Raw genomic sequence first — 26,164 nt, 5'->3', positions numbered from 1 at the left:
TCATTCTGGAATGGAGTCGTAAGCATTTGCCACCCCAGTGGTAACACACACCAGGGCAAGACATGTCAAAGGAGACACCATGGACATCTACGAACAACTTCGGCAACGACTGGCCACAAACCCTGTGGGTGCACCGCCCTCAGAGGCGTTTGATGAGATCCTGCGCATTTTGTTCACCCCCGATGAAGCAACACTGGCCCTGTCCCTCACCTTCCTCCCACAGCCCGTGGACCGGATTGCCGATAAAACAGGCCTATCAATGGAAACGGTTCGGGATACCTGTGAAACCATGGCAGACAAGGGCGTGATTTTCAGCCGCGAAAAAAAAGGAGACATGGGCTATTGCCTTCTCCCTGCAATTCCCGGCCTGTTTGAGTTCCCCTTCATGGGCGGCGGGGGCACCCCCATGCACGAGCGTCTGGGGACCCTGTGGGAGACCTACCACATGGAAAGCCAGGGCATGGAGTTCGCCTCAAGCCCGACGCCCCTGATGCGTGTCCTGCCCGTGGAAGAGTCGGTCACCGGCCACGACGAGGTCCTGCCCTATGAGGTCATTACCCGCATGATGGAGAAGAACCACACCTTTGCCCTGGCCGAATGCGCCTGCCGGGTCTCCAGAGGCGAGGAGGCCTGCGACAAACCCACCGATGTCTGCCTGCTCTTTGACGGCATGGCCCGCTTTCTCATCGACCGGAAGCACGCCCGGGAGATCACGCGGGAAGAGGCCCATGCCACCCTGCTCCGGGCTGAAGAGGCCGGCCTTGTACACACCACCAACAACAGCCAGGACCGCCTGAACCTCATCTGCAACTGCTGTGGATGCTGCTGCACCATTCTCACCTGCCGGACCAAGCTCGACGCCCCCCACCCCTTCTCCACCTCACAATGGTTTGCCCGGGTGGACGAAACCGAGTGCACGGGCTGCGGAATTTGTGCCGATGAGAGGTGCATGCTGGATGCCATCGACACCTCCGGGGACACCGCATCCATCGACGAGGAAAAATGCATCGGCTGCGGCCTGTGCGTCTCCTCCTGTCCCGCAGAGGCAATTGCCATGGAAAAACGGGCCACGCCCCCGCCGCTGCCCGAGACCGGCTCACAGCTGGGAAGCCAGGTCCTCATGGAAAAAGGTCGCCTTGAGGCGTTTATCGAAATGAATACCTGATCGAAAACACCCGGGCACGGGGCCAACGCATTTAAGAATCCAGTTGCCTCCGGCGGGTCGCTTTTTGAAAAAAGCTCCGCAAAAACGTTCCGGTGATCAAGGGGCTATGCAAATTTGCTGTGCCCCCCCAAAAAAAAGAACTTGTTAGTCAAACGTTTCAAAAGCTTGCCCTCCGGCAGGGCCGCCGGAGGCAAACATCGTCCCCTTCACCCAAAGGACTCCCATGGCACACATCACCCTGCTTGCCGCCACAGGCTGTGCGACCTCCTGCATCACCGGGGTCATTGACGCCCTGTCCATCGCCAACCGGTGGCAGGCCCTCTCCGGGGAAAACGGCTCCCACGGGCAGCCGCTTTTTCACTGGGACATTGTCTCCAGTAACGGGCTTACCGTGGAGGGAGAAAACAGGGTCCGCATCGAGCCGCACCGGGCCATGGACGATGTGACGGCAACCGATCTCATCCTCATCCCCGGATTCATTGCCCCCGCCCATGTCACCCAGAAGCCGCCTGCCGAACTGATCACCTGGATCCGGGACTGGCATACACGGGGCGCCACCATCGCCGCCACCTGCACGGGCTCTTTTCTCCTGGCGGAAACCGGCCTCCTTGACGGAAAGGAGGCCACCACCAACTGGGTCTTTGCGCGGTACTTCAAAAAGCGCTACCCCAACGTCAGGCTCCTGCCGGAGCGCCTTTTCACCAAAGACGACCGCCTGATCTGCACCGGGGCCACCTCCGCCTACATGGACCTTTGCATGTACCTGATCAAGACATTAGCGTGGAAAACTGCCACCTGTGCCAAGGGGCTGCTCCTGGACCCGAACCGGTCGAGTCAGTCCCCTTTTTTCATCTTCGACTACCACAAGGCCCATTCAGACCCCACGGTGCTCAAGGCCCAGGCCCTCATGGAAACCCACTACCCCCATCCCCTCTCCATGGAAGCCCTTGCCTCGGAGCTGGCCATCAGCCCGCGCCACTTTGTCCGACGGTTTAAAACCGCCACAGGGGAGACGCCCCTGGCCTACCTTCAGCGGATTCGCATCGAAGCGGCCAAACAGACCCTTGAAACCACCTCCGAGCCCATCGACGTCATCACCCGGCAGGTGGGCTACGAAGACACCAACTCCTTTCGCAAGCTCTTCAAGAAAAACACGGGGCTCTCCCCCAAAGAGTACAGGGACCGCTTCACGAGGCTTCGGAACTGACAGCCGGGGTCTCCTTCTCTCCGGTCATCCCGGCTTCGGCCATTCCTGAGGCAATCAGCCCACAGCACCCTTCGGGGTCTTCAAGGGGCAACAGGTGACCTGCCGACAGGTCTTCCAGAAAGACGCTCCCCGGGCTGACGCGCTGCCACTGAGCCCAGAGCGCCTCGGTAAAAAAGACCGAAGGCCTGGCCCGCAGGGCAACGCACGGCAGGTTGATTCCGGCGAGCTCTCCCATGACATTGGGGGGCTGGGTGTAGTTGTGGGCCTCCCACACCTTTGGAAAGGCCAGGGACCAGAGACCGTCTGCGGTTTCCGTGACACCGTGGGTGGCCATGGCCGCAAAGGCGTCATCCCCCAGGCCGCTGTACATCCGCTTTCCCCGGCAGTGGGCCAGGTAGGCGTCCCGGCTTTTCCAGGTATCGGTCTTTTTTAAGGTTCCTTTGGCTGGCTGGGTAAGGTTCATGGCGGCCTTGGGCAGGATGTTGGCAAGGAAAGCCAGGGTTCTGGAGAGCATGGCAGGCTCAATGAGAACCAACCCCTTGAACAGGTCGGGTCGCCTGGCCGCCGCCAGGATCGTGCAGGTGGCGCCCATGGAATGCCCCATGCCGATCACCGGGGCATCCACCGTCTGTTCCAGAAAGGAGATAAGATCGTCTGCGTACATCTGCCAGTCCCGCCGGACCGGAGGCGGCCCGACCTTGGGCCAGGTCGGTCGCAGGTCCAGGGTATGCAGGTTCACATGGCCGGTCAAACGGGCCAGCAACGGGGAGTAGACCCCCGTGGGAGGCCCGTCCGAGCGCGCGTCAAGGTGGGCCGTGGGGCCGGTGCCCCCGTGGTGGGTCCAGGTTGCGTTGGAAGGCAATGTCATGCGGGTCTCCATTGTTTGGTTACTGCCCCTCCCCCAAAGCCCCGCCGAAAACCGGAAGGGGCACTGCATTCCTGCCTCCGCCGGGGCTGTCAGGAGAGAACGTTCCAAAGGGGCTTAGCCCGGATATGTCACGCCTTGGGGCTGATATTCATGGTTATCTCGGCGGTGAATACCTCGATGCCTTCTGTATCCACGATGGAGACAGGCACCGTGATGTCGTTTTCCCCGCTCCAGTCAAGACCTGAGCCGTCTGCCACGGCTCGCAGGTCTGTCTTGGCCTTTTTGAGGTAACGGACGGACATCCCCACCGGAATCCATCGATGGGTCTCCGGAATGGAGACATCGGTCATGGTGCCCGCCACCAGTTCCGCGGCGTTGCACATGGCAATGGCGTGAACCGACCCCAGGTGGTTTTGCACCTTGGCCTGCTTTTTCACGGACACCTCGGCGTACCCCGGCCTCAAGTCCACGAACATGGGGTCGATGCTCCCGAAGTAGGGGGCAAACTGCACCACCCCGTCGGTGAAGGCTTTGTTTCCCATCTCATTGTACATCGTCAATGTTCCACTCATCATAACCTCCTCTCTCGTTGTCTGTGGCAAAAACTGCCCACCATTTATTTCACATGCGTACTATTTACTTCACATGTGAAATAAAAGTCAACCCAAGAGAAGGAGCCTGCCATGGGCTCCTTATGTTTGTCTCACATCAACACGCCTCAAGCCGGCAGGGCACAAAGCGGTGAAGCGGGGTACCGATGGGGTCCCGGTGGGAGCTCTTTGTCAGGTCGTTGACGTTGAACCCCGTGACCTGGCCGTTGTAGTTCAGGCCGAAACCGTGGGAGATCAGCGGCCTGCACATGAAGTTCATCTTGACCTCCAGCTCGCCCACGGCAGAGCCCGCCTCGGTGGTGACCCGCACGGAATCACCGTCGATCAGGCCAAGCGTCTCCGCCAGTGCAGGGCTTACGGCAATGGTGCAGCCGCGTTTTCCCTTGAGCCATTCGGGGTTGCGAAGCTGGGTATTCATGGTGGTCATGCGGTGGCGGCCCGCGTTGAGGACCAGGGGAAAGGCGTCGGTAAGGGCAAGGTCCCGGGCTTCGGTGTCGGCGTCAAGGGCCATGGCCTCGGCTTCCAGCTCGGCGATCACCAGCTCGATCTTGCCTGAAGGGGTCTTGACCTCGGCCAGGTTGCTCTCTGCATCCATGGTCCCCACCCAGAGCCCTTGGGGGGTGTCGAGGATCGTTTGAAAGATCCGGTCCCCCATGTCCATGCCGGTTTCAAACCCCAGGCGCGCGGCGTTTTTGCGAAATGCCTTGGGGGCCGTCATCATCATGCCCCAGAAACCGGCAAGGGCCGCACTGTCCCATGCTTCCCCCAGGGTCTTGCCCAGAATGAAGAGCATCTTGGGAAAATACTCGGGATGGGCCCCCACCCACGCCATGAGGGCGGCCCCAAAGGTCATGCGGTCCTTGTGGGCCGCCTTCATAACCTCTTCCGGAATCTCGGGGATGAGGCCCATCTTGTCGGCCAGGCGGGTGAAGATCTGGGAGGACTCCAGCTGGTCACCCTCGGGCTTGACCACGGGGCGGCGCATCTGAAAGTAGACGTTGGGAAAGCTCCAGGGGAAAAAGGTGCCGTCGTATGCTTCGTAAAAACTCCGGCAGGGAAGCACGTAATGGGCTTTTCGGGCGGTCTCGCTCATGACCATGTCGTGGACCACGAGAAGGTCCAGATGCTCGAAGGCCGTCTCCAGGGCCTTTGTATCGGGCCAGGAGCGCAAGGGGTTGCAGACGCTCACGATGGCGGCGCGGATCCGGTCCGGGTGGTCGGTAAGGATCTCTTCGGGCAGGGCGCAGGCGGGAAACGAGCCCGCGGCCGCAGGGGGCAGCCCGGAGACAGCGGTCTTCCACACCTTGGGGTTTCGCTCGTCCGCGTGGTAGCCCAGGGGCATGACCAGGCCGGGGATGATGTTGCCGCCCCTCTGGCCGAAGATCCCGCAGACGCAGCCCAGGATGTTGAGAAGGTAGGAGTTGAGGGTGCTGTGCCGTCCCATGAAAATCCCCAGGTCCGGGTGAAAGGCCCAACGCCTGGTGGTCATGAGCCAGCAGAGGTCAAAGACGGTGTCGTAGGAGAGCTCGCAGACGGTAAGGGCGGCCCGGGCGTCAAAGGCCTGGAACCAGGGTTTGACGGCATCCCACCCGTCGGTATGGGCCGAAAGGTAGGTCTCGTTTTCCCACCCCTGTTCCACAATGATGGCGACCATGGCCTTCACCAGCAGGGCGTCAGTGCCCGGCCTCAGGGCCAGGTGGATATCAGCGATGCGGGCGGTCTCTGATTTTCGGGGATCCACGGAGACCAGCAGGCAGTCCGGGTCTTTGCTGATGCCCTTGAGGACCAGGGGCGCCCGGGGCATCTGATGGCTCTCCATGCCGTTCCAGCCCCAGGCCACGAGCATCTCGGTTTCATGGTCGTCCGGACCGGTGAGAATATACTGCTTGCCGAACATCCGGCCCTGCACCCACCAGGTGCCGCTGAACTCCTGGCCCGCCGAGGTATAAAGGTTTTGGGAGCCCAGGCACTTCATCAGGCTCACCCCAAAGCCCGCCTCCATGTGGCCTCCCTGGGCGCTGGCCCCCATGTAGGCAAAGGACCTCGGCCCGTGGGCATCCACCGTGGCCGTGAGCTTCTCCGCGATCTCGGTCAAGGCCTGGTCCCAGGATACGGGAACAAACTCGCCCCCCACCTTTTTCAAGGGCTGGGTCAGCCGATCCGCCGGGTACTGGTGATACAAGACATTCATGCCCTTGCGGCAGGCATACCCCTGGCTGCGCGGGTTGTCCTTGTCCGGCCTCACCTTCACCATGCGGTTGCCCTCAACCAACACCTCCAACCCGCAGTTCTGCGCGCAAAGCACGCACCCTGTCTTGTGCCACGTCCCCATGATCGGCCTCCTTGATTGTCTGCTTAGTCTGAATCGCTGTTGTCCCTCCGGCGAGGGGGTGCCATGCAACGAAATACAAGCCGCGAAAACGAATAGGTCATGCATTGGGGAGGTGCCCCTTCACATGCGTTTCGCAAAGAATCGGGCTCTTGCCCCTTTTCCCCGGTCTTTCTTGGGAAAAAGGGCACCCCAAATGTACCCCCGGTGCACGCCGTCGAAAAGAGGCAGATACGACAAATAGCAGGCCATATCAGACAAGAAGGTCATCCTCCCCAGGGTCAACGCATGTAAACATTCAGTTGCCTCCGGCGGGTCGCTTTTTGAAAAAGCTCCGCAAAAATTTTCCGGTAATCGGTAATAAATAAAGAAGAGGAGCTATGCCCTGCAGGGACGCATCCTCAAAAAACAAAACCTGTGTGTCAAACGTTTGGGCCCCGGCAGGACAGGGCCATACGGAAATCGGGGCAGCCCGGGACCAGTTCGGGAGGTATGAAGGTGGAATCCTGCCGTAAACTGTTGTGATGTCCCGATGCTGCCCCGGTCGCTGCCGGAAGCGCGGTGCAAGGGCGCGCTCCCTGTCATGACCGGCCATGTTGGTGAGACATGCCCGGCCAAAGGGGGATCAGATGATCAGCCACTCCACGCCGAAGGAGATGTCCAGGGTCTCTTTCTCCATTTTAACGCCTTTTTCCGTGGTGTAGCTGTCGTAAAAATAGGGGGCCGCCGAAAGGCTGAAGGAGAGGGTGTCGCTGTGGCGGTACTTCACGCCTGCGGCCACGGTCTGGTACTCAAGCTTGGGGTTGACGTAGTAGTAGCCGGTTCGCTCCAGGTCGTCTTTGGGGTCGCATGTGATGTACCCCAGGCTCAGGGTCCACTTCGGGGTGGCGTCGTACTCCACCCCTGCGGCCACATAGTAACCGTTGCCCATGTTCTCCTCGGCGCCGCTCCGGTCGGCGTCCTTTTGCCATGCCACCACACCGTCGGCCGCCACTCGCCATCTCGGGGTAAGGCGATACATGACCCCCACAGCGGTCTGGGCGGGAAAATCAAGGCGCATCTTGGAGCCCTTGGAGGACCCGTTGAGCATGTTCAGGGCCCCCAGGAGCATGGGGTTGCCTTCAAAGGTGTCGATCTCATACTCCATCTTGGTCCGCATCTCGTGCCGCAGGGAGAGGGCCAGTCGATCCGTGGCTTTCCACGAGAGACCGAACACCGGAGCCGCCCCCGTGGCGTCCTGGGAGAGGTCCAGCACCTCCCTCCGTCAACCTCAACCTCCTGAATTCCGTAAAGCACGCGCACCCCGCCCGAAACAGCCAGGCTGTCGGAGAGCTGCCAGGAGACACCGGTTGTGAGCCCCGGCACCAGGTAGGTAAACTCCGTCTCCTTTTTCAGGATCGCGTCCAGTGGGTGACCGGGGATGAGGACAAAGCCGTCGTCATAGTCCACGATGCCAAGGCCGCCGAAGACGGCCGTTCCCAGGTACATGCCGAGGCGGCCTTTGCGGTAGACTGCGTTGGGAAGGGCAAGAAAGGAGGGGGTGGTGGTCTCGTAGGTGGTACCGTCGTAGGTATGCTGCCACTCTTTTAAGCAGGCTTTCACGGAAAGCCCCACATGAAAGCCATCTTGCAGCCAGGCCGTGCCGGCCGGGTTGTAAATGGCGGTATCCGAGGAGTCAAAACTGGCCGTACGGGCCGGCATCCGGGTAAAGTCGGCCGTGAGGCTCGACTGGTTGTCCACCATGCTTGCCACGGCAGAGGTCGTCATGAAAAAAACCGCCAGCACACCGCTTCCAACACGCAAAACAAAATCCTTCATACCTTCACGCTCCTTGAAATAGATGGGTTAACGCGCCACACAGAATCACTGTTTACTCACGTCAACCTATTTCAAGAACGATGCCAGCATTGAACACACTGAAAACATGACGCATTGGAAAGACTGGTTCTCAGGCCCTGCCAAATATGGCAACCCTTTCATCCCAAATATGGTGGATATCCAACATGATGGGGCTTGTTCAGGGCACTGTCGCATCCGGAGTGAAGGTTCCCGTCGTCTCTTCACGCCAGCGAATCCCGAAATCCACGCCGAGCTTTTTCATGCGGGCCCTCAGGGTATTGGGCTTGACCTGGAGGAGCTCGGCGGCGCCACCCCGTCCCTGGACCCTTCCGCCCGCTGCTTTCAGGGCCCTTTCCATGGCACGCCTTGTCACCACATCCAGGGGCTCCACGCGGAGCTTTTCCGCGGCCACAACCTCACAGGCATCCCCCACGGGAACCAGCCCGTCAAACAGGAGGCGCCCTCCGGGGCGAAGGATCATCTCCCGCTCCACCACATTTTGAAGCTCCCGCACATTGCCGGGCCAGTCATAGGCCACAAGCCGCCCCAAGGCGATATCGTCCACGGCGGCGGCCGCCGAGAGCTTCAGCTCCTGCTGCTTGACGCCCACAAAGTGGCGGACCAGGGCCGGGATGTCCCCTTTTCGCTGTCGCAGAGGGGGGACCGTGACCGGAAAGACATTAAGGCGAAACCAGAGGTCCTTGCGAAACGAGCCCTGTGCCACCATGGCCTCCAGGTCCCGGTGGGTGGCCGAGATCACGCGCACATCGACCTTTACCGGACGCACCCCTCCCACCCGTTCGATCTCCTGGTTCTGGAGCACCCGGAGAAGGCGAACCTGGGCCGCATGGGGAAGCTCGCCCACCTCATCAAGGAAAATCGTGCCCCCGCTGGCCCGCTCAAAGCGCCCCTTGTGGTCCTTGGTGGCCCCGGTAAAGGCGCCTTTCTCGTGTCCGAACAGCTCCGAGTCCAAGAGGCTGTCATGGATGGCCCCGCAGTTTACCTTGATAAAAGGACCGTCGCGTCGATCCGACGCGTTGTGGATGGCATTTGCCACGACCTCCTTGCCGACCCCGGTCTCCCCGAGGATCAGCACGGGGCTGTCGGTCCGGGCCACGCGGGCCGCCATACCCATGGCCTGCTTCAGCCCGCCCGTGGCACCGACCACCTCGCCGTCTGCATCGTCCCGGAGCTCGCATTGGAAAAACCGGCAGTCATCCCGCAAGGTCTCCTGATGCTCTAAAAGCACGAGGTGCTTTCGCCAATTGGCCATGGAAACGGAAAAGGGGGGCTGGAGAAGCGTGAGGAGTTCAATCTCCTGGTCGGAGAAGGTGACCGGCGCCGTGGAGGTCAGGATCAGGAGCCCCAGCAGCTCATCCCCCACGGTAAGGGTCATCAAAAGGCAGGACAAGTCGGGAATAAACCCGAAATGGCGACGGCAAAGGGTCTGGACAATGGGCTCTGCCGTGGAGAGGTCTTCGATGACCAGGACCGGCGGGCCGGTTTCCATGATCTCAAAGAGGCCGTCCCGCTCGGTTTTGGAGTAAACGGCCTCGTTCAAAAAGGGTATAAAGGGCTCGCCCTCCCGGTGGGAGGATGCCACCACCACGCCCCGCCCTTCGTCCTCCTTAAAATAGGAGACCGAAACGTGGTCAAAACGGATATGAGCCCTTGCGTACTCAAGGAAGGCGTCCAGGGCTTCCTGAATATCCAGGCTGCCGCAGATGCGCAGTGTCGCCTCGCGAAAAAATTGATTCTCGTCCACCGTTAAAACACACCTCCTCACACGAATTGTTCCACCCACACCCGTGGGACCCACGGATCATCGGTCTTTACCGTACAAAACCCGTGCCAGCAGCCGCCCGCGCGCCTGCACCGCCACGACTCCCGGTTTTAAGGCCACTCCCATATATCTCAGTTTTGCATGACAAATATGGGAGAACCACCATATATGGGAGCGCGTTTCAGGTGCGGGGTTTCAACGCCTTTCGATCCGCATCCCGCAGACCCCACAGAGAAAATGGACGGTAAAGCGCCCCTTTTCGTTTTCAAGGACCAGGGGCTCTGCCTGGTTCCCCCTGCCATTGCAGAGGCCCAGGGTTTCCCGGATGCAGTGGCGGGTCTCCATGACAGTGACCGCACCGTCCGGCTCCACGGCTTCAAAGGCGGGCTCCACGGAGGTTACCCCCCGTCGGGTGTAAAAGCTACGGGCCAGGGCATTGGCCACGTTGGCCTTGTAGGTGAGACGGGTCTCAGGAAAGGGCACCACGGGCCGGGCCGCCGGCTCTGAGTCCCGCACCGGAAGGGTATTGGCCTCGTCCAAGAGAAGGGCCACCACCTCGCGGCGCAGGCGGTTGATCTCGGAGACCGGGATGAACAACGGGGGAAGGTTGAGGGTGAGCCCACGAAGGTAAAAGGGGGTTCCTCCCAGCTTGGCAAGCTGGGTCTCCAGGGTCTTGCGTGCCTTCTCTTTGTCCCGGGCCGGGACCTGCTCCACACCGAACCAGTGGGTAACGCTGCGCCCGGTTTCATCGCCTGCGGCAATCCAGAGGCCGTCTTTGACCTCCTTGATGGACAGGTCCAGGGCAAGGCGCCGTTCGGCGCTCTCTTTTTCCAGGAGTTTCAGAAACGCATGGTCATAGTTGCGGTAGAGCACCGCCCCCTTGAACAGGCCGGTCTTGGCCACGGGCTGGCTGGGCCGGATAAGCCCTCCGTCCACACGGTTGGCCTTGATGCCCTTGAGGTTTCCCGATTGATCCAGAAAGCAGAGGCCGTCGCCGTTCACCACGGGAGTCCGCCCTTTGTCCGTTTTCAGGGTCACATGATCCTTTGCCACGTGCACCACGGTTCCCATGCGTTCCCCCATGGCCTTGGGCGTGTCCGGGGAGGCCACCTTTCCCCGTTTGCCCGAGAGATAATAGTCGGTCCCTCCGCGGAAAAAACTCTTCTCCGGGTTGGGGGTAAAATGGTGGGTCACCTTGCCGAAGGAGGCCCGGGTTGCCCCGGCACGACGCTCAAGCTCCCGGTCCAGGGCCTGTCGGTAATAGGCGGTGACATTTTTCACATAGTCCGCGGACTTGAGCCGCCCTTCGATTTTAAAGGAGGAGATGCCCGCATCCAGCATGGGCCCGATCTGGGCGGAACGGTCCATGTCCTTTAAGGAGAGAAGATGACGGCCTGTGCTGAGCACCTTGCCGGACGCCTCTTTCAGGTCCCAGGCAAGGCGGCAGGGCTGGCCGCAGGTTCCGCGGTTGGCGCTTCGCCCGCCCAGGGCGGCGCTCATCCAGCACTGACCGCTGAAGCTTACGCAGAGGGCACCGTGTACAAAGGCTTCCAGGGCAACCGTGGTGACGTCGGCGATGGCCCGGATCTCGGCCAGGGAGAGCTCCCGGGCGAGGATCACCCGATCGAACCCGGACTCTTCCAGGAGTCTTGCCCGCTCCGGGGTCCGGTTGTCGGTCTGGGTGGAGGCGTGCAGGGCAATGGGCGGCAGGTCCATCTCCAGAAAGGCCATGTCCTGGATGATGAGGGCGTCCACCCCGGCGTTCCAGAGGGCCACGGCCTGCTCCCGGGCAGCCTCCAGCTCCCCGTCAAAGAGCAGGGTGTTCATGGTGGCATGCACGGAAGCCCCGTAGAGGCGGGCGTGGGCGCACAGCGCCTCAATGTCGGCCAGGGTGTTTCCGGCGGCGGCCCGGGCACCGAATTTCGGGGCCCCGATATAGACCGCATCCGCGCCGTGGTTGATGGCTTCTTTGCCGCAGGCCAGATCACGGGCTGGGCTCAATAGTTCGATTCGTGTTTTATCCATGATACATCCTGAAAGGGTCAGACCATAAAAGGCCGAAGCCCAGAGCTTCGACCTTAATCTTATCTGTATACCAGATGCCGCGGGGTGGATTGCTGCACTTTTTATGGGCACTGCCCGCCGACCCGTTCCCTGATATCTTCGCATCTGTGTTCGCCGCCCATTTATGACTACCCCCATATTTCTTACCAAATAACTACACATTAAAAAAAGTCGACATGACAAACACAGCCACGCACTCATCTTAGCGCCCCCCAAACATTCCCCTAAGGACAAGGTTTCACGTCGAATACAGCCCTAAAAAAATCTCTACCCCTAACACGCCGTTATTTCATAACTCCATACCGACGCCTCAAAACAAGTCAATTTTTTCTCTCAAAACACGCGAAATCAGGTCGATATAAATAGTATCTTTTTTGACCATGAACATTCCGGAGAAACGCCATCGATGTTGAAACGAATGAAGTTAAGAGGAAAAATCGTCTTTCTTATCTCTCTCACAGCCTTTATCACCTTCAGTGTGTCCATTGCCGTCATGACGACAAAAACACACCGCATGGCAAAGGAGGACGCCCAAGCCAAGGGCACCGAGATGGCCTACCGCTACGCCAATGAGGTAAAAGTCATCCTGGAAGAGCCCATGGAAGGGTCCAAGGCCCTGGCCTACGCCTTCATGGGTATGAAAAAAGCGGGAAACATCCCGGACAGGGAGGTTCTGACCAACCTGCTCAAGGGGCTGGTGGAAAACGACGCCAACCTGGAAAGCCTCTGGGCCTGCTTTGAACCCGATGCCCTGGACGGTCGGGATGCCGAGTATGCGGGCTCCGCCCACCATGACGACACCGGCCGGTACATCCCCTACATCTTCCGCACCGGCGGAGCCCTCACCGTGGATCAACTCCGGGACTACATGATCCCGGAGACCAACAACTACTACGTCATTCCCCAGCGCACCGGCAGACCATACGTCACCCCGCCCACGGTCTACCACATTGGAGAGACGGGCATGGACGTGGTGCTCACCAGCATGGTGACCCCCATCAGGCACGGCGGACAAACCATCGGGGTCGTGGGCCTGGACATCGAACTCAAGGCTCTCTCGGACCTGGTCTCTGCCATCACGCCCTACGGCACGGGAAGCGCCGCCATCGTGGCCAACAACGGCACCTTTGCCGCCCACCCGGACAAAGAGCGCATCGGCAAGGCCATGGGGGAAGGGGACCAGTGGCGCAGCGCCATGGAAGCGGTGAAGGCCGGCAGGCCCTACACCTTCACCGACCACTCCGAGACCCTGGACACAGACACCCGGCAGATCCTCGTCCCCATTGAGGTCGGGACCACGGGCAGCCCCTGGTCGTTCCTCGTCACCCTGCCCATGGACAAGGTGATGGCAAACGCCCGAAGCATCCTCCTGACCAACATCACCATCGGACTCGTCTCCTTTCTTATTTTCGCCGCCGTGGCCTGGGCCATCGCCAACTCCATTGTGGCACGCATCAAGGAAAACGCCCTGATGATGAACGACATCGCCGAAGGCGAAGGGGACCTGACCAAACTCCTCCAGGTGCGATCCACAGACGAAATCGGGGAACTCTCCTCGGGCTTCAACCGCTTCATGGAAAAACTCCAGGTACTCATCCGGGATGTGGCCTCAGGGGTCGCCTCGGTGAGCGATGCCTCCACGGGCCTTTTGTCCATGTCCGAAGAGCTGGCCCAGAGCGCGGGGACCACCTCTTCCCGGACCACCCAGGTGGACCGGGCCACCCAGGACATGACCGACCGGATGGCGGGTGTGGCTGCCGCCATCGAACAGGCCTCTGCCAACATCGCCATGGTGGCCACGGCCACGGAGGAGATGTCCGCCACCATCGGCGAGATCGCCAAAAACACGGAAACAGCCCGGGGCATCTCCGCCACGGCCCTTGAACGCACCCACGGCACCTCCCAGGAGATGGAAGCCCTCCAAAGCGCTGCCGAAGAGATCGGCAAGGTGACAGAGACCATCACCGATATCTCCGAACAGACCAACCTCCTGGCCTTAAACGCCACCATTGAGGCGGCACGAGCCGGGGAAGCAGGCAAAGGGTTTGCCGTGGTGGCCCATGAGATCAAAGAGCTGGCGTCCCAGACCGCCGAGGCCACCCTGGGGATAAAATCCATTGTGGAAAGCGTCCAGTCCACGGCCACAACCTCCACCACCGGTATGCAGGAGATCACCACGGTCATCGGCGAAGTCAACGACATCGTCTCAACCATCGCAGGTGCCGTGGAAGAGCAATCCGCCGCCACCAGCGAAATTGCGGAGAACGTCAGCCAGGCCTCACAGGGTATTGCCGAGGTCAATGAAAACGCCGCCGGAATCAGCGCCATGGCCGGCGACATCGGCACAGCCGTTGTGGATGTCAACAAGGGGGCCGAAGGGGTGACCCACATTGGGGAATCCCTGCAGGCCAGCGCTGGGGACATGCGGGCCATGGCCGATCAGCTCGGCAGCCTGGTGGGGGTGTCTTAGGTGTCCTAAAAAAGCCGATGTCCACGGAGGCACCCAAGCATGACGGGGAGGCTGCGGTTCACGCCGCCTCCCCGCCTTGTTTCACGCCTTGCCCTTCATGGCCGCCATCACCTGTTTCTGAGCCTCCCTCTCCTCCCCTTTCAAATCAAAAAAACAACGCACACCCTTGGGATTAAAACAACCGTTGCAGGCCACGCAGGCGGCCTTGGACCGGTCCCCCAGCCGCCAGCGCTTCACAAGGCCCGGCTCCCGAATCAGGGGACGACACAGGGAAACGGCCTCAATGCCCTCGCCTGCCAAGGCAGCCTCAATGGCCTCAATGCGACGAAAGCCCCCCACACTGATCACCGGCGCCGACACTTCGGCCGCCAGCGCCTTCCCCGCTTCCAGGTGATAGGATTCATGCTTCATGGGCCTGCAGGGCGTCCAGGCCCCTGCAAAGGTTCCCCCGCTCAGTTCAATGGCATCGATGCCCCCGGCGTCCAGTTCCCTTGCCGCCACGAGCATTCCCCCAAAGGTCAACCCTTCCCCCTTTGTCTCGAAATCATCGCAGTTGAGCTTGGCCCAGACCGGGTAGGTTGAGCCGCAGACCCGCTTGATCTCCCGGAGGATATCCGAAAGGATGCGGGCGTTTTTCTCGGGGCTCCCTCCGTAGGCGTCTGTCCGCCGGTTGTACACAGGGCTCAAAAAGCGGCTCAACAGGTACCCGTGGGCAGCGTGGAGCTGGACCCCGTCAAACCCTGCGCTCTTTGCCCTCAAAGCGGCCTCTCCGAACTCCGCCACCAGGGTCTCGATCTGCCCTGCGGAAAAAGGTGTGGGCAGAATCCCGCTGACAGGGTCCACAACGGCCGACGGGGCAAACACCTCTCCGGAAGGGGCGTGATGCAGCTGTGATCCCACATGGGCCAGTTGCGCCACCACGCGACCGCCGTACCCATGCACGGCATCGGTCAGGGCCCTTAGCGCAGAAAGATCCGCGTGCGGGCCCATGGACACCGTCCGGGCAGAGGGGTTATCCGTAGAAGCAAAACAGACATAGCCCGTGATGATCAGCCCCACCTCCCCTTTGGCCAGGCCGGTGTACATCTCGGTCATGGCCGGGCTGACCCTGCCCCCGTCATCGGCCATGGATTCATAGGTGGCCGACCTGAACACCCTGTTTTTCACCTCGATACCGCCTATCGTTCCTTGTTGAAATACCTTCATGCTTATCGTCTCCTTTGTGTTTTCGGCCTTAACATTAGACCGGTCGTCTATTAATTAAACATAAAAAGCCTACGCCTGCCTTCTATGCGGGCTGACTCACACGCTTCGACGCAACAGGATACCTTGCCGCTAGGTGTCCATTATGGATTTAACCGCTCTGCCACAGGCAGTCCTGTAAATTTACAAGGCACAGATTTGACAAACAGCTCATACGATAACGTGTGAATGAATGTCGTTTTAAAGGCGGATGTGATTTGACCCGAGAAGCGAGGGGCAAAACGCATCCGCAACCAGCTTTCAAGGTGGCACACCTTGCCGCCGGAGGCAGGCTTTTCCTGCCCACTTTAACCATGAAAGGCATCGCTTTTATGCGCTTCATTCCTGTGAGGTGCCTTATGCCTTGGCGGGCCGAAACAGCTGGTCCAACAGGGCATCCATGACCCGGGGGAGATGCTCTGGGGCTCCGCCAATCTTCATCCCGAGGAGAGCCCCCTGCCAGGTGCTCCAGAAAATATCCGCAAGGGCCTGGGTGCTCAGTGTCTCCTCCCGGAACAGGTGCCGTCCTTGGGCCTCCTCGATCAAGGCCACCACCTGCTTCCGGAACATCTCGGTTCCGCGCTGCATGGCATCCCGGCAGGGGCCGTCCGCATCGCCAATCTCGGCGGCGAGGTTTCCCACAAGGCATCCCCTGAAGCCATGGGTTTGCGAGGCCCTCATAGAGAGCCCATACACACGGCGGAGCCCTTCCACGGGGTCGTCACCGGCAGCCTCCAGGCAGGCGTCCACCGACACCTTCATCCCCAGGCAGTATCGGACGACGACCTCCGCCACGAACTCTTCTTTGCTTTTGAAATAATTATAAAAAGACCCTTTGGGCACACGAGCTGTGTCCAGGATCCCCTTGAGGCCTGTCCCATGGTACCCGTGCTCCGCTATCATTGCCATGCCAAGCTCCAGCAGGGCCTCTCTGGTATGTTCGCTTTTTCGTGGTCGTGCCATATCTCCTTATTATGACCGATCGTCTACGAATGCAAGTTTTTTCCCGACCCCGCCTATCAGCCCTCATCTATTTTAGGGCTACCTAACTTTTTTCATATCAACCACACCTTTTCCCTTGACCGCACAACTTCATCTCTATATGATGTACCTCAAAAGATGAGCCACTCCCCCGGCTTCATCTTCAGGCCTCCCCGGCTTTTTCGTATCATCAAAAACAAACGGGGATGCCGTCCACATGGTAATCTCGAAGGCTCCCTATCCTTCGATTGATTATAGCCATTGCTTGGCAAATGCTTCCTTTCTCTCACCCAATAAAAAAGGCCCGCCACCCCGGCGGGCCTTTTTTATTCCAGCCGGCTTCCCTTGAGTCTTCATCTTCACGCCGTATAACCGAACCTGCATCACCGCACAAAAATCAAAGTGCGCACCGTAAAAAAGCAGGCCCGGAAAGGCGGTGGTCGTGGCAGGGAGGGTGGGCCGGAAGCCCGAGACGGTAGCATCCACAAAGCCTTGGTGTGGCCGCTCCGCTGCACCGGATACATCACGGGTCGAGTGCCCCGGAACCATGGTGGCAGCTTCTCCTTTTAGGCTTACCGAACTTTTTTCATATACATGATATTTTCTTCTTGACCCCAGATACATCTCCCTATAAGGTTGAGCACATCAGATGGGGCCATTCCCCCGGTCCTGACTGAAGGTTCCCCCAAACTGTCCAAAGAATCGGGGATGCCGATACTCCACATGATAATCCGTCGGAGGATTCCTATCCTCCGACAGATTATAGCCATAGCTTGGCAAACGCTTCCTTTCTCTCACCCAAATAAAAAAGGCCCGCCATCCCGGCGGGCCTTTTTTATTGCAGCCTGTCTCCCTTGCGTTTACATCTTCACGCCATAAAACCGGGAATACATCACCGGTACGAAAATCAGAGTGAGCACCGTGGAAAAAAGCAGGCCAAAGAGGATAGAGATGGCCATGGGCTCCCACATGATGCCGCCCCCCAGCCACAGGGGCAGCAGGCCCAGGGAGGTGGTGGCCGTGGTAAGCAGGATAGGCCGGAAGCGCTGGCAGGCGGCATCCACGATGGCCTGGGCCGGTTCCTTCTTCAGCTCCTCTTCTTCAATACGGATCCGGTCCAAAAGCACAATGGCATTGTTGATGACGATCCCCGCAAGGGAGATCACCCCCAGAAACGCCATGAACCCGAAATAGGAACCGGTAATGAGCATGCCGATGATGACCCCGATGAGCCCCAAGGGGATGGTCAGCAGAATGATCAGAGGCTTTTTAAGGGAGTTGAACTGCCAGATCAGCAGCAACACGATGATCACCCCGGACCAGGGAAGCTTTTCCACCACAGCGCCCATGGCATCGGAGCTGCCTTCGGCGTCGCCGCCCAGCTCGTAGTGGGTGCCTGCGGGCCACCCGGCGGAGGCCTCATCCAGCCAGGGGGTAATGGCTTTGAACACGGAGCTTGCCGTGGTGTCTCCCCTGACGTCGCAGGTGATGGTCTGGGTGACGTTCAGATCCCTTCTCAGGATCTTGCCGGACTGCCACTCGGTGGTGATCTCCGCCACCTGTGTGAGGGGGATGCTCTTGCCCGTGCTGCGGGAGGTGATGGAGAGGCCCTCGATCTCCTCCACGGAGAGGGTCCCTGAACGGTTCTCCCGCATGATGATGGGAATGGCGTCCTCCCCTTCCCGGTAGGATCCGGTGCTGGAGCCCGAGAGCTCCGTTTCCAGGGCCACGGCAATGTCCTGGTTGGTCAGGCCCGCCATCTGGGACTTGATGGGGTCCACCTTCACCACCAATTTTTTGGAGAGCAGGCCCCAGTCGTCGGAGATGTTGGTCGCCCCGGGGATCCTGGCCAGCTCCGCCTTCACGGTTTCGGCGATGCGGTAGAGGGTTTCGGCCTCCCTTCCGATGATACGGACTTCCACGGGGTCTGCCGAGCCGCCGCCGCTCACCAGCCGCGAGACCTTGTACTTGGCATCCGGCCAGGTGGCGAGGAAATAGGCCTCCAGGGCTTCGATCACCGGGGTGCTGGCCTCATCCGAGGTGGTGTTGATGAGGATATGGGCGTTGTTGGGACTGGCCTCCGGGGCCACGTATCCCAGGTCGTATTTCGGGGCGCCCTCCCCGGTGTAGGTGGACCAGCTCACCACCCCCTCCCCCTCGTTGCCGTCCGGTGCCATCTTCTCCTGAATGAAGTCGTTGACGCCCTGCACGACCTGCTGGGTCCTCTCGATGTCCGTGCCCATGGGAAGTTCCACGTTCACCGTCACCAGAGGCCGATCGCTGGGGGGCATAAAGACAAAGGGGATGAATCGAAACAGCCACATGCAGACCACGAAAATACCCACGATGCCCCCGATGGTCACCCAGGGACGCCTGAGGGAAAGCTCTAAGGCTGTTCGGTAGCGCCCGGCAAACCGGGTAAAGAGGCTCTCCTTCTCCCCTTCGGTTGAGACCCGGATGGCCTTGATGCACAGCAAGGCCACCATGGAGAGGGTGAGCAGCCAGGAGCAGATCAGGGCGATGGTGAGCACCACAAAGATCTGCCCCATGATCTCCCCCATCACCGACTCGGCCAGCCAGAAGGCCATGAAGGCCGCAGACGTGGTCAGCGAAGAGGTCAACAGGGGCACGGTAAGTTCCTTGGCCGAATCCACGGCCGCGTCCACCGGGGAGTCCCCCCCTTCCATCTTCACCATGATGGATTCACTCATGACAATGGCGTTGTCCACCAGCATGCCCAGGGCAATGATGAGGGAGGCCAGGGAGACCTTGTTGAGCCCCACCCCTGCAAAACTCATGAGAAGAAGGGTCGTCACCATGGTGGCCGGAATAAGGGATGCCACCACCAGACCGGTTCGCAGGCCCAGGAAGGCCAGCATGGTCAGCAGGACGATGACCACGGCCTGCACCAGGTTGCTGGTGAAATCGTTCACGGACTTTGCCACCACCGTGTCCTGGGAGGCCACCCGGAAAATCTCCACCCCGTAAGGGAGCTCCGCAAGCAGCTCGGCCACCTTGGCGTCCACCTGGCTGCCCAAAGAGAGGATATTGCCCCCTTTCATGAGGTTCACGCCGATGGCCAGGCCTTCCCGGCCGTTGATCTTGACGATACTCTCCCTGGGGTCGGTGTACCCCCGGGTGATATCCGCGATGTCCCCAAGCTTCAGGACACGCCCGCCGCTTGACGCCACCACGATTTCGGAGAGGTCCTCCAGGGACTGAAAGTTGCCGGTGGGCTCCAGGATGATGCGCCGCCCGTCGGCCAGGATGTCCCCTCCGGGAACCACGATGTTGGTGGCCGAGATGATCTCCTGGAGCGTGTTCTTGGAGAGCCCCACGGCGGCAAGCCGTTCATTGGAAAAGGAGACGTAGATCCGCTCCTCCTGGGCCCCCTGGATCTCCACCTTGGCCGAGGCCGGGAGCTTGATCAGCTCATCGCGCACGTCGTCTGCCAGGTCGCTGAGTTCCGCCGGGGTGTAGCCGTCGGCGATGATCCCCAGGATGATCCCGAACACGTCCCCCAGCTCGTCGTCCACCCGCACGTGGGACCCGTCGGGAAGCTCCGGCTCCACGGCCTCCACCTTGCGCCGGATGCGGTCGAAAATCGGCTGCAGGTCCGTGGTGGACTCCAGGAGGTTGATGTTGATGATGGAGATGCCGGTGCGGGACTCGCTGGTGATGTAATCCACCTCGGGGACTTCCTGCACGGCCTTTTCGATGCGGTCGCTGATAAGGTTCACCACCCGCTCGGGGGAGGCCCCGGGGTAGGTGGTGACCACGTTGATTGTCCGGATGAGGAACGGAGGCATATCATCCCGGGGAAGGCTCTTAAAAATAACGTAACCCCGGCAGAGCGACCAGAACGGTATACACCAGCACGCTGTTTTTAATGGCAAATCTTGTAATCATGGTCCATATCCTGCTGCCCGCGCCCAGTAGGGGGAGGGGCGGGCCAAGGGGTTAGTCGGAAAGCAGCTTCACTTTTTTGCCGTCGGTGGACCAGGATAGCCCGTTGTCACCACCTTCTCGCCGCCCTCAAGGCCGCTTAAAATCTCGAACCCGTGGGACATCATCCGGCCCACGGTTACCTGTTGCTTGGTCACCACGCCTTCCCCTTCCCCGGTCTTTTCAACGGTGTAGACGTAGTGGCCCGCGTAGTCCTTGGCCACGGCGTGGACCGGCACCATCAGGGCAGAGACCGCCCCTTCCCGCCCGAACCGGAAGACCACGGAAGCCGGCATGCCGGGCCGGATGTCCGCCCGGGGCCCTTCCATGACCAGGGTCACGGGGTAGGTGTGGGTCTCGGGGTCCGACTCAAAGGCCACCTCCGTGACCCGGCCGCCGAACTTTTTGTCCGGCATGGCGGGGTAGACGATGTCCGCGGTCTGGCCCTGGCTGATCTGGGCAATCCAGAGCTCTGGGATCCCCGCCTCCACCTCAATGGAGTCACCGGCCTGGACCACGGCCACCACCTGGCCGGAGGAGACGTTCTCATTGGCTTCCACCTCCCGGGCGGTGATGATGCCGTCCATGGGGGAGGCCAGGGTGTAGTAGGTCAGCTCCCGTTTCTGGAGCCGGACCGCACGCACGTCCACATCGTAGGCTGCCGACGCGTTGGCGTAGGTATCCCGGGCCTTTTCGTACTCACTGACCGGAACGTTGTTGTTCTCGTACAGGGCCTTTGTCCGCTGAAGGTTGGATTTGGCGTTGTCGCTCTGGATGCGGGATTTTTCCAGATCCACCAGGGCCTTTTCCAAGTTGAGCCTGGCATCCCTGTTTCTGCAAGAATGGCGCGGACTCCGTTGACCCGGTCCCCCACCCCGGCCTGCAGGGTCTCTATCTTGCCCCCGGTACGAAAGCTCATGCGCACCACGTCCCCGGCCTTGGTGATGCCGGAAAACCGCCGCTCCAGGTGGGTGGGAATCGGCGCCACCTCACGGTACTTCACCGCCCGGATCACTTCGGGTTCCTGCTGCTTATCGCCGCCGCAGCCGGTCATCGCGACCAAAAGCCCCGCAGCCACACCACATACGGCCTTCTTTTTCCATCCCATAAGGTCATCTCCCATGCTCACAGCCTCTCTGGCTGCAGGTCCTGATGATATATTCTGTGTTGATACGCAATGCCTGATCACTGATCGAACAAGGCCCGAATTCGCCCGGCAAAGGCTTCCGTCTCCGCAGGATCGGAGACCAGGGTCATTTTGCCCACGGTACGCTCAAGCTTCAAAAGCGCCCTCACCTGCTCGTAAATGGCGTTGGTGGCCTCAAGATCCGCCGTCAACGACGAGTTCTGGGCCTCCACCAGGTCGGTGAGGGAGGCCTTCCCCTTGGCGTAGGAGTCGGCGATGAGGTCCAGGCTTTTTTTGGCGTACTCGGCCGACCTCACGGCCTGTTCCCGGTTCACATAGCGTGTGATGGTGTCCAGAAGGGCCACCCGCACGGCAAGTTCGATCTCTTTTTCGGCCTTTCGCCTCTTCTCTTCCAGCTGGGCCAGTGTCAGCCGCTCCCTGGCAAGCTCCACACGATTCTCCCCCCCGGAAAACAGGGTCCAGGTGAGCTGGACCGAGGCGTCCCATCGTTCTTCATGGTAAAAAAGGGTGTCATCGGACCCGGCGCCCCCGCGATCCATATCCCGGACCCAGGTGCCTGCCGCGCTCACCGTGGGGACCCAGTTCTTTCTGGACAGCACCCCCGCACGGGTCTGCACCGCAGAAATATTGCTGGAAAGGGCCGCCAGCTCCGGGGCATTCTCGATGGCCTCCGCCACCAGAAACTCCAGGTACATTTCAAACCCCTCGGTGTTGTTCAGCCGCCCCTCGACACTTCTCACCAGATAGCTTCCGGCCATAAAATTATCCAGGCCGGCATCCAGGGCCCGGGTCTTCTGGTCGATGGGAACCCCCATGATAAGGTTCAGGTTCCGTGACGCCACATTGACATTGGACCGCGCCGTGAACAGCGAGGCCCTGGCCGTTGCCAGGCGGCTCTCCCAGCTGAACACGTCACCGGAGCCTGCGTACCCGGCCTCTTCGCGCTGCTTGGCGATGACAAGGTTTTTCCGGATAAGGGCCAGGTTGTCCATCTGGACCTTCTCTTCGGTGCGCGCCTTGAGAAGATCGGTGAAGGCCACAGTGGTGTCGAACACCGTATCCAGGACCAGGGCATGCCTGCTGTCCTGTTCGGCGGCCAGCAGGTCCTTCTGGCTGGAGATGTTGCCGATGGCCTCGTCGGAATAAATCAGCTGCTCCACCACGGCGCTGCCCGAGGTGGTGCGCTCGGCCTGGGTGTTGTTGGAGGTTGCGGCCACATCCTCATCGATGTCGTAGAATTCTCACCAGCTTCACGTCGGGAAGAAACGAGGTACCGGCAAGGCGAACAGCCTCTTTGGCCTGCCGGACATCAAAGGTGTTGATGCGCAGGTCCGGGTTGGCGATAAGGGCGCTGTTCACCGCTTCCGGCAAGGTGTAAAAGGCACCGCCTTCCTGAAGGTCTCCCATGAGCTCGGCCCCGGAGAGCATCTCAAAGGAGGGAGAAAAGCCAATGGCCCGCGCCGTCTCCATGTTGATGGTCAGGGCCACCTCAAAGTCCATGTTTACGGGAAGATTGGCCAGCCTGTCGCCCCCGACCCACCCGTCGATGTTCAGGGCCACCCGCCTGGCCACCCGGTTGTAGGTCCCCTCTGGGGAGGCAGAGGCCAGGACCCCTTGGCGCACATCCCGGAGGGTGGCACCGAAGGTGGGGATCTTCATCTCTTTCAAGGCCTGGACCAGGGCGGGGCGCCCCACCTCTTCCTGGGCCCCCATGTACCCCACGTACACGGCATCCACCCCGCTGAGTTCGGCCAGCACCTCGTTGACCCCCTTGTTGGACGCCACAATGCGGTACCCAGACTCGGGCTTCAGGGCCTTGTCCAGCTCCGCCTCTTTTTTCTGGATCACATCGACCACCGACGGATCAAAGACGATGCCCACTTCCTCAAAGGAGGTCAGACGACGAAACAGGAGCAGGTCCTCGGTGATGGAGTGGTTGAAATGGACATAGGTAAGGTTTGCGATGCCGGATCGGTCTTCGTCCCCGTCCCGGACCCCCTGGAGCACCGAATCCATGATGCCCACGGCAATCACGGGCTTGGTGTAGGGACCGGAGTCGGCAACCACCGAGGAACTCACCACCCCGATGGAGACAATGAGGTCCACCTCGGGGTCGGCCACCAGCTCCCGATAAAGCGCGCGCGCCTTATCGGCACTCCAGTCGATGGTCCCGCCCTTGCCCTCCCCCAGGGTGTAGGTGTACCGGGCACCGGCCAGCAGGTCCATCTCCTGGTGAACGAGCTCCAGGAACCGGGCCATGTCGCCGCTCGTATCGTCGGCGATGAGTCCCAGGGTGAGGTGGCGGGGCGCCAAGTAGCCAAACCGCATACCAGAAGCAGCACCACGATGAAAAATCTCTGTTTCACGTTATGGACTCCTTAACTTATCAAAAGACATTCCGATCAGTTATCAACCGCGTCGCAGGATAACCATTGTCCCCGGCCAATTCGCAAGGGTTCTCACTATTGTTATGCATGATCAGGTTACTTAAACGATGGTCATCCTATCTCAACTCACCTCTTGAGGCAACGTCCCCTGACCCGTAAGGCGCAGGCGAACCTCGACAATCCGGCGCATTAAAGATAAAATGACACCGTCATATGCCCGTTTCACACAGCAATGTCAACCGGGAGGAGACATCATGTCCGAAGAACAATGGAATCCGGCCTCACTCATGGAAGCCTCAGGTGCGTACTGGCAGAGCTGCACCATCCACACCGGGGTCAAACTCGGTATCTTCACCCTCATCGGAGGGGAGACCCTTTCGGCCCGGCAAATCGCGGATCGGATCCACGGCGACCCCCGGGGGCTTGGGATCCTTCTCAACGCCCTGTCCGCCATGGGGCTCCTTGCCAAGGCCGGGGAGACCTTCACCAACCCACCCTTTGCCCTGAAATACCTTACCCGGGAATCCCCGGACTACATGGGCCACATCCTCATGCACCACCACCACCTGGTGGCCTCCTGGGAACGGCTGGACGAGGCGGCCCTCACCGGTGGCCCGGTCCATCACGAGGAGACAAACCGCAGCGATGAAGAGCAGGAGAGTTTTCTGCTGGGGATGTACAACAACGCCTCCCTTTCGGCTCCGGCTGTTGCCGACGCCGTGGACCTCTCCAACTGCGCCACCCTTCTTGATCTGGGGGGAGGCCCCGGCACCTACGCCATCCAGTTCTGCAAAAAGAACCCCCAGCTCAGGGCCTGGGTGTACGACCTGGAAGGCACCGAGCCCTTTGCCGTGAGCATCATCGACAAGCACCTCATGGGAGACCGCGTGGGGTTTGTCCCCTTTGATTTCATCCGACACACCTTTGGCGACGCCGACCGCTTCGACGCGGCCTGGCTCTCCCATATCCTTCACGGTGAAAGCGAAGGCCAGGCCCTCTCCGTCATTGCCAAGGCCTCATCCGCCCTCCACCCCGGCGGCAAGCTCCTCATCCATGAATTCATTCTGGAAGACACCAAGGACAGCCCGCTCTTCCCGGCTCTGTTCAGCCTCAACATGCTGGCCGTCACCGACCACGGAAGGGCCTACAGCTATTCGGAGCTGGGATCGATGATGGAACAAAGCGGGCTCACCGCCATCCGCCGCATCGACTACGGAAGCCCCAAGGGCACCGCCGTCATCGAAGGCATCAAGGCCTGACCGCCCGCAAATCGCCGGACATCAGTCCCCGGTCACAAGTTTCTGGGCAAAAAGCACCGCCAGAATGGCCAGGGACTCGGCATCGAGCCAGGCCGACACATCCGAGGCAAACAAGAGGGTGCATGAGGCTGGGAACTCTTCGTCGGCATCATTGAAACGCAGGCCCAGGGGGATGCGGGGAAGAAGGGAAAAGGTGGCGGCCAGGTCGTAGCTTTCTGCCCCGGCGTCCTCCCTGCCGCCGAGCAGGGCGCACGCTTCCCTCAGCCCGGGCAGGTGTCCGGCGAATCGGTGTTGAATGGGTTTTAAGGCATTGTCGGAGAAATAGACAGCCAGGGGGCCGGAGCCCTCGACCTCCCGGTAGGTGATCCAGTCACCGCGGACGGGAAGCGCCTCCGGACAGCGGAGGATGTAGTTCATCAGGACGATGCTTTCGGAAAACCCCGGGGCCTTGCCCCCGGGCCCGACGACCCCGATGCGCGAGACCGACATGGAATCGTTGAGGAAGGAAAACACCAGGGAATCGTCGTGCACCGAGGCACCCAGGCGCTCTGCCCGGCTCAGGTAATCACACGTCGCAAGCTGCTTCAGGTACCAGCCGTAGGTCTTCTCAAACACCGTCAAGGAATCGCTCATTTCGCCTCCTCTCATCGCTGTGGGTGCCCACGGACGTTTTCCTCCGCGAAGAAAATCACCTCCACCATACAGGCCCCTCCCGGGCGCGCACAAGTCACTTTTTTTCCTGGTTCAAAAAGAGGGCACATGAAAAAGCGCAGGATTTTGGAGGGGCGTTCGTTGTATGTATAACCATGGTAGCTTGAAAAACGACCAAGAACCGCATGCCGCCGGCCACTGTTCAGGGCCACGCCC

General features: G+C 60.4%; 18 protein-coding genes and 1 pseudogene. 4 read left to right on the top strand and 15 right to left on the bottom strand.

Annotated elements, in window-relative coordinates; genetic code table 11:
• Positions 1-79: 79 nt before the first annotated feature.
• Together ACOYW2_RS02830 and ACOYW2_RS02825 are read left to right on the top strand one after the other, a co-directional pair.
• Complete coding sequence (locus tag ACOYW2_RS02830; protein WP_482769323.1) at positions 80-1,165, top strand: 4Fe-4S binding protein; 1,086 nt, start codon at positions 80-82, stop codon at positions 1,163-1,165.
• Positions 1,166-1,388: 223 nt separating this feature from the next.
• Complete coding sequence (locus ACOYW2_RS02825; RefSeq protein ID WP_482769322.1) at positions 1,389-2,372, top strand: GlxA family transcriptional regulator; 984 nt, start codon at positions 1,389-1,391, stop codon at positions 2,370-2,372.
• Here the strand turns inward: ACOYW2_RS02825 and ACOYW2_RS02820 are convergent.
• From ACOYW2_RS02820 to ACOYW2_RS02790, 7 genes are all read right to left on the bottom strand, one after another.
• The gene (locus ACOYW2_RS02820) at positions 2,353-3,240 is read right to left on the bottom strand and encodes an alpha/beta fold hydrolase (RefSeq protein WP_482769321.1); all 888 of its coding nucleotides are present in this window, start codon (positions 3,238-3,240) and stop codon (positions 2,353-2,355) included. The two genes, ACOYW2_RS02825 and ACOYW2_RS02820, sit on opposite strands and share 20 nt — an antisense overlap.
• 128 nt (positions 3,241-3,368) lie before the next feature.
• On the bottom strand, positions 3,369-3,815 hold the full coding sequence (locus ACOYW2_RS02815; RefSeq protein ID WP_482769320.1) for a hotdog fold domain-containing protein: 447 nt from the start codon (positions 3,813-3,815) through the stop codon (positions 3,369-3,371).
• A 133-nt stretch (positions 3,816-3,948) separates the two neighbouring features.
• The gene (locus ACOYW2_RS02810) at positions 3,949-6,183 is read right to left on the bottom strand and encodes a molybdopterin-containing oxidoreductase family protein (RefSeq protein ID WP_482769319.1); all 2,235 of its coding nucleotides are present in this window, start codon (positions 6,181-6,183) and stop codon (positions 3,949-3,951) included.
• Positions 6,184-6,805: 622 nt separating this feature from the next.
• Positions 6,806-7,327, bottom strand: coding sequence for a hypothetical protein (locus tag ACOYW2_RS02805; RefSeq protein WP_482769318.1), 522 nt, complete (start codon positions 7,325-7,327; stop codon positions 6,806-6,808).
• Positions 7,273-7,998 (bottom strand): hypothetical protein, encoded by a 726-nt coding sequence (locus ACOYW2_RS02800; protein ID WP_482769317.1) that lies wholly within the window; start codon positions 7,996-7,998, stop codon positions 7,273-7,275. Before ACOYW2_RS02800 ends, ACOYW2_RS02805 begins: the two co-directional genes overlap by 55 nt.
• Positions 7,999-8,197: 199 nt before the next feature.
• Complete coding sequence (locus ACOYW2_RS02795) at positions 8,198-9,784, bottom strand: sigma 54-interacting transcriptional regulator (RefSeq protein ID WP_482769316.1); 1,587 nt, start codon at positions 9,782-9,784, stop codon at positions 8,198-8,200.
• Positions 9,785-9,997: 213 nt separating this feature from the next.
• A complete protein-coding gene (locus ACOYW2_RS02790; protein ID WP_482769315.1) occupies positions 9,998-11,827 on the bottom strand; it encodes a peptidase U32 family protein in 1,830 nt (609 codons plus the stop codon).
• 445 nt (positions 11,828-12,272) lie between these two features.
• Between ACOYW2_RS02790 and ACOYW2_RS02785 the strand changes: the two genes are divergently transcribed.
• Positions 12,273-14,336 (top strand): methyl-accepting chemotaxis protein, encoded by a 2,064-nt coding sequence (locus tag ACOYW2_RS02785; RefSeq protein WP_482769314.1) that lies wholly within the window; start codon positions 12,273-12,275, stop codon positions 14,334-14,336.
• Between the two features lie 81 nt (positions 14,337-14,417).
• On the opposite strand, the gene ACOYW2_RS02780 is transcribed toward ACOYW2_RS02785, so the two are convergent.
• The 7 genes and pseudogenes from ACOYW2_RS02780 to ACOYW2_RS02750 form a co-directional block, all read right to left on the bottom strand.
• Positions 14,418-15,542, bottom strand: coding sequence for an NADH:flavin oxidoreductase (locus tag ACOYW2_RS02780; protein ID WP_482769313.1), 1,125 nt, complete (start codon positions 15,540-15,542; stop codon positions 14,418-14,420).
• A gap of 393 nt (positions 15,543-15,935) precedes the next feature.
• The gene (locus ACOYW2_RS02775) at positions 15,936-16,541 is read right to left on the bottom strand and encodes a TetR/AcrR family transcriptional regulator (RefSeq protein WP_482769312.1); all 606 of its coding nucleotides are present in this window, start codon (positions 16,539-16,541) and stop codon (positions 15,936-15,938) included.
• A gap of 270 nt (positions 16,542-16,811) precedes the next feature.
• Positions 16,812-17,108: a hypothetical protein gene (locus ACOYW2_RS02770; RefSeq protein WP_482769311.1), complete on the bottom strand. Its 297-nt coding sequence runs from the start codon at positions 17,106-17,108 to the stop codon at positions 16,812-16,814.
• Positions 17,109-17,419: 311 nt separating this feature from the next.
• Positions 17,420-20,455, bottom strand: a complete 3,036-nt coding sequence (locus ACOYW2_RS02765; RefSeq protein WP_482769310.1) for an efflux RND transporter permease subunit — start codon at positions 20,453-20,455, stop codon at positions 17,420-17,422.
• Between the two features lie 81 nt (positions 20,456-20,536).
• Positions 20,537-21,322, bottom strand: a pseudogene (locus ACOYW2_RS02760) (efflux RND transporter periplasmic adaptor subunit); the annotation flags it as partial.
• Between the two features lie 367 nt (positions 21,323-21,689).
• Positions 21,690-22,868: a TolC family protein gene (locus tag ACOYW2_RS02755; RefSeq protein ID WP_482421599.1), complete on the bottom strand. Its 1,179-nt coding sequence runs from the start codon at positions 22,866-22,868 to the stop codon at positions 21,690-21,692.
• A 4-nt stretch (positions 22,869-22,872) separates the two neighbouring features.
• Positions 22,873-23,979 carry a hypothetical protein gene (locus tag ACOYW2_RS02750; protein WP_482769309.1) on the bottom strand — a complete coding sequence of 369 codons (1,107 nt, stop codon included), beginning with the start codon at positions 23,977-23,979 and terminating at the stop codon, positions 22,873-22,875.
• 313 nt (positions 23,980-24,292) lie between these two features.
• On the opposite strand from ACOYW2_RS02750, the gene ACOYW2_RS02745 reads away from it, so the two are divergent.
• Positions 24,293-25,297 (top strand): methyltransferase, encoded by a 1,005-nt coding sequence (locus ACOYW2_RS02745; RefSeq protein WP_482769308.1) that lies wholly within the window; start codon positions 24,293-24,295, stop codon positions 25,295-25,297.
• A gap of 21 nt (positions 25,298-25,318) precedes the next feature.
• Here ACOYW2_RS02745 and ACOYW2_RS02740 read toward each other — a convergent pair whose 3' ends face one another.
• Complete coding sequence (locus ACOYW2_RS02740) at positions 25,319-25,930, bottom strand: DUF3786 domain-containing protein (RefSeq protein ID WP_482421597.1); 612 nt, start codon at positions 25,928-25,930, stop codon at positions 25,319-25,321.
• Between the last annotated feature and the right edge of the window lie 234 nt (positions 25,931-26,164).

The sequence above is a fragment of the Desulfoluna sp. CLI2B genome (assembly GCF_056847375.1).
The sequence above is the reverse complement of the archived record's forward strand: the minus strand, read 5'-3'. Positions and strand labels throughout refer to the sequence as shown.

Bases quoted from the DNA above. Each gene is read 5' to 3' on its own strand.
- ACOYW2_RS02805 (WP_482769318.1), bottom strand. From the start codon at position 7,327: ATGGAGTATGAGATCGACACCTTTGAAGGCAACCCCATGCTCCTGGGG.
- ACOYW2_RS02830 (WP_482769323.1), top strand. From the start codon at position 80: ATGGACATCTACGAACAACTTCGGCAACGACTGGCCACAAACCCTGTG.
- ACOYW2_RS02820 (WP_482769321.1), bottom strand. From the start codon at position 3,240: ATGACATTGCCTTCCAACGCAACCTGGACCCACCACGGGGGCACCGGC.
- ACOYW2_RS02780 (WP_482769313.1), bottom strand. From the start codon at position 15,542: ATGAAGGTATTTCAACAAGGAACGATAGGCGGTATCGAGGTGAAAAAC.
- ACOYW2_RS02800 (WP_482769317.1), bottom strand. From the start codon at position 7,998: ATGAAGGATTTTGTTTTGCGTGTTGGAAGCGGTGTGCTGGCGGTTTTT.
- ACOYW2_RS02815 (WP_482769320.1), bottom strand. From the start codon at position 3,815: ATGATGAGTGGAACATTGACGATGTACAATGAGATGGGAAACAAAGCC.
- ACOYW2_RS02775 (WP_482769312.1), bottom strand. From the start codon at position 16,541: ATGGCACGACCACGAAAAAGCGAACATACCAGAGAGGCCCTGCTGGAG.
- ACOYW2_RS02825 (WP_482769322.1), top strand. From the start codon at position 1,389: ATGGCACACATCACCCTGCTTGCCGCCACAGGCTGTGCGACCTCCTGC.
- ACOYW2_RS02745 (WP_482769308.1), top strand. From the start codon at position 24,293: ATGTCCGAAGAACAATGGAATCCGGCCTCACTCATGGAAGCCTCAGGT.
- ACOYW2_RS02785 (WP_482769314.1), top strand. From the start codon at position 12,273: ATGTTGAAACGAATGAAGTTAAGAGGAAAAATCGTCTTTCTTATCTCT.
- ACOYW2_RS02810 (WP_482769319.1), bottom strand. From the start codon at position 6,183: ATGGGGACGTGGCACAAGACAGGGTGCGTGCTTTGCGCGCAGAACTGC.
- ACOYW2_RS02790 (WP_482769315.1), bottom strand. From the start codon at position 11,827: ATGGATAAAACACGAATCGAACTATTGAGCCCAGCCCGTGATCTGGCC.
- ACOYW2_RS02750 (WP_482769309.1), bottom strand. From the start codon at position 23,979: ATGCGGTTTGGCTACTTGGCGCCCCGCCACCTCACCCTGGGACTCATC.
- ACOYW2_RS02740 (WP_482421597.1), bottom strand. From the start codon at position 25,930: ATGAGCGATTCCTTGACGGTGTTTGAGAAGACCTACGGCTGGTACCTG.
- ACOYW2_RS02770 (WP_482769311.1), bottom strand. From the start codon at position 17,108: ATGGTTCCGGGGCACTCGACCCGTGATGTATCCGGTGCAGCGGAGCGG.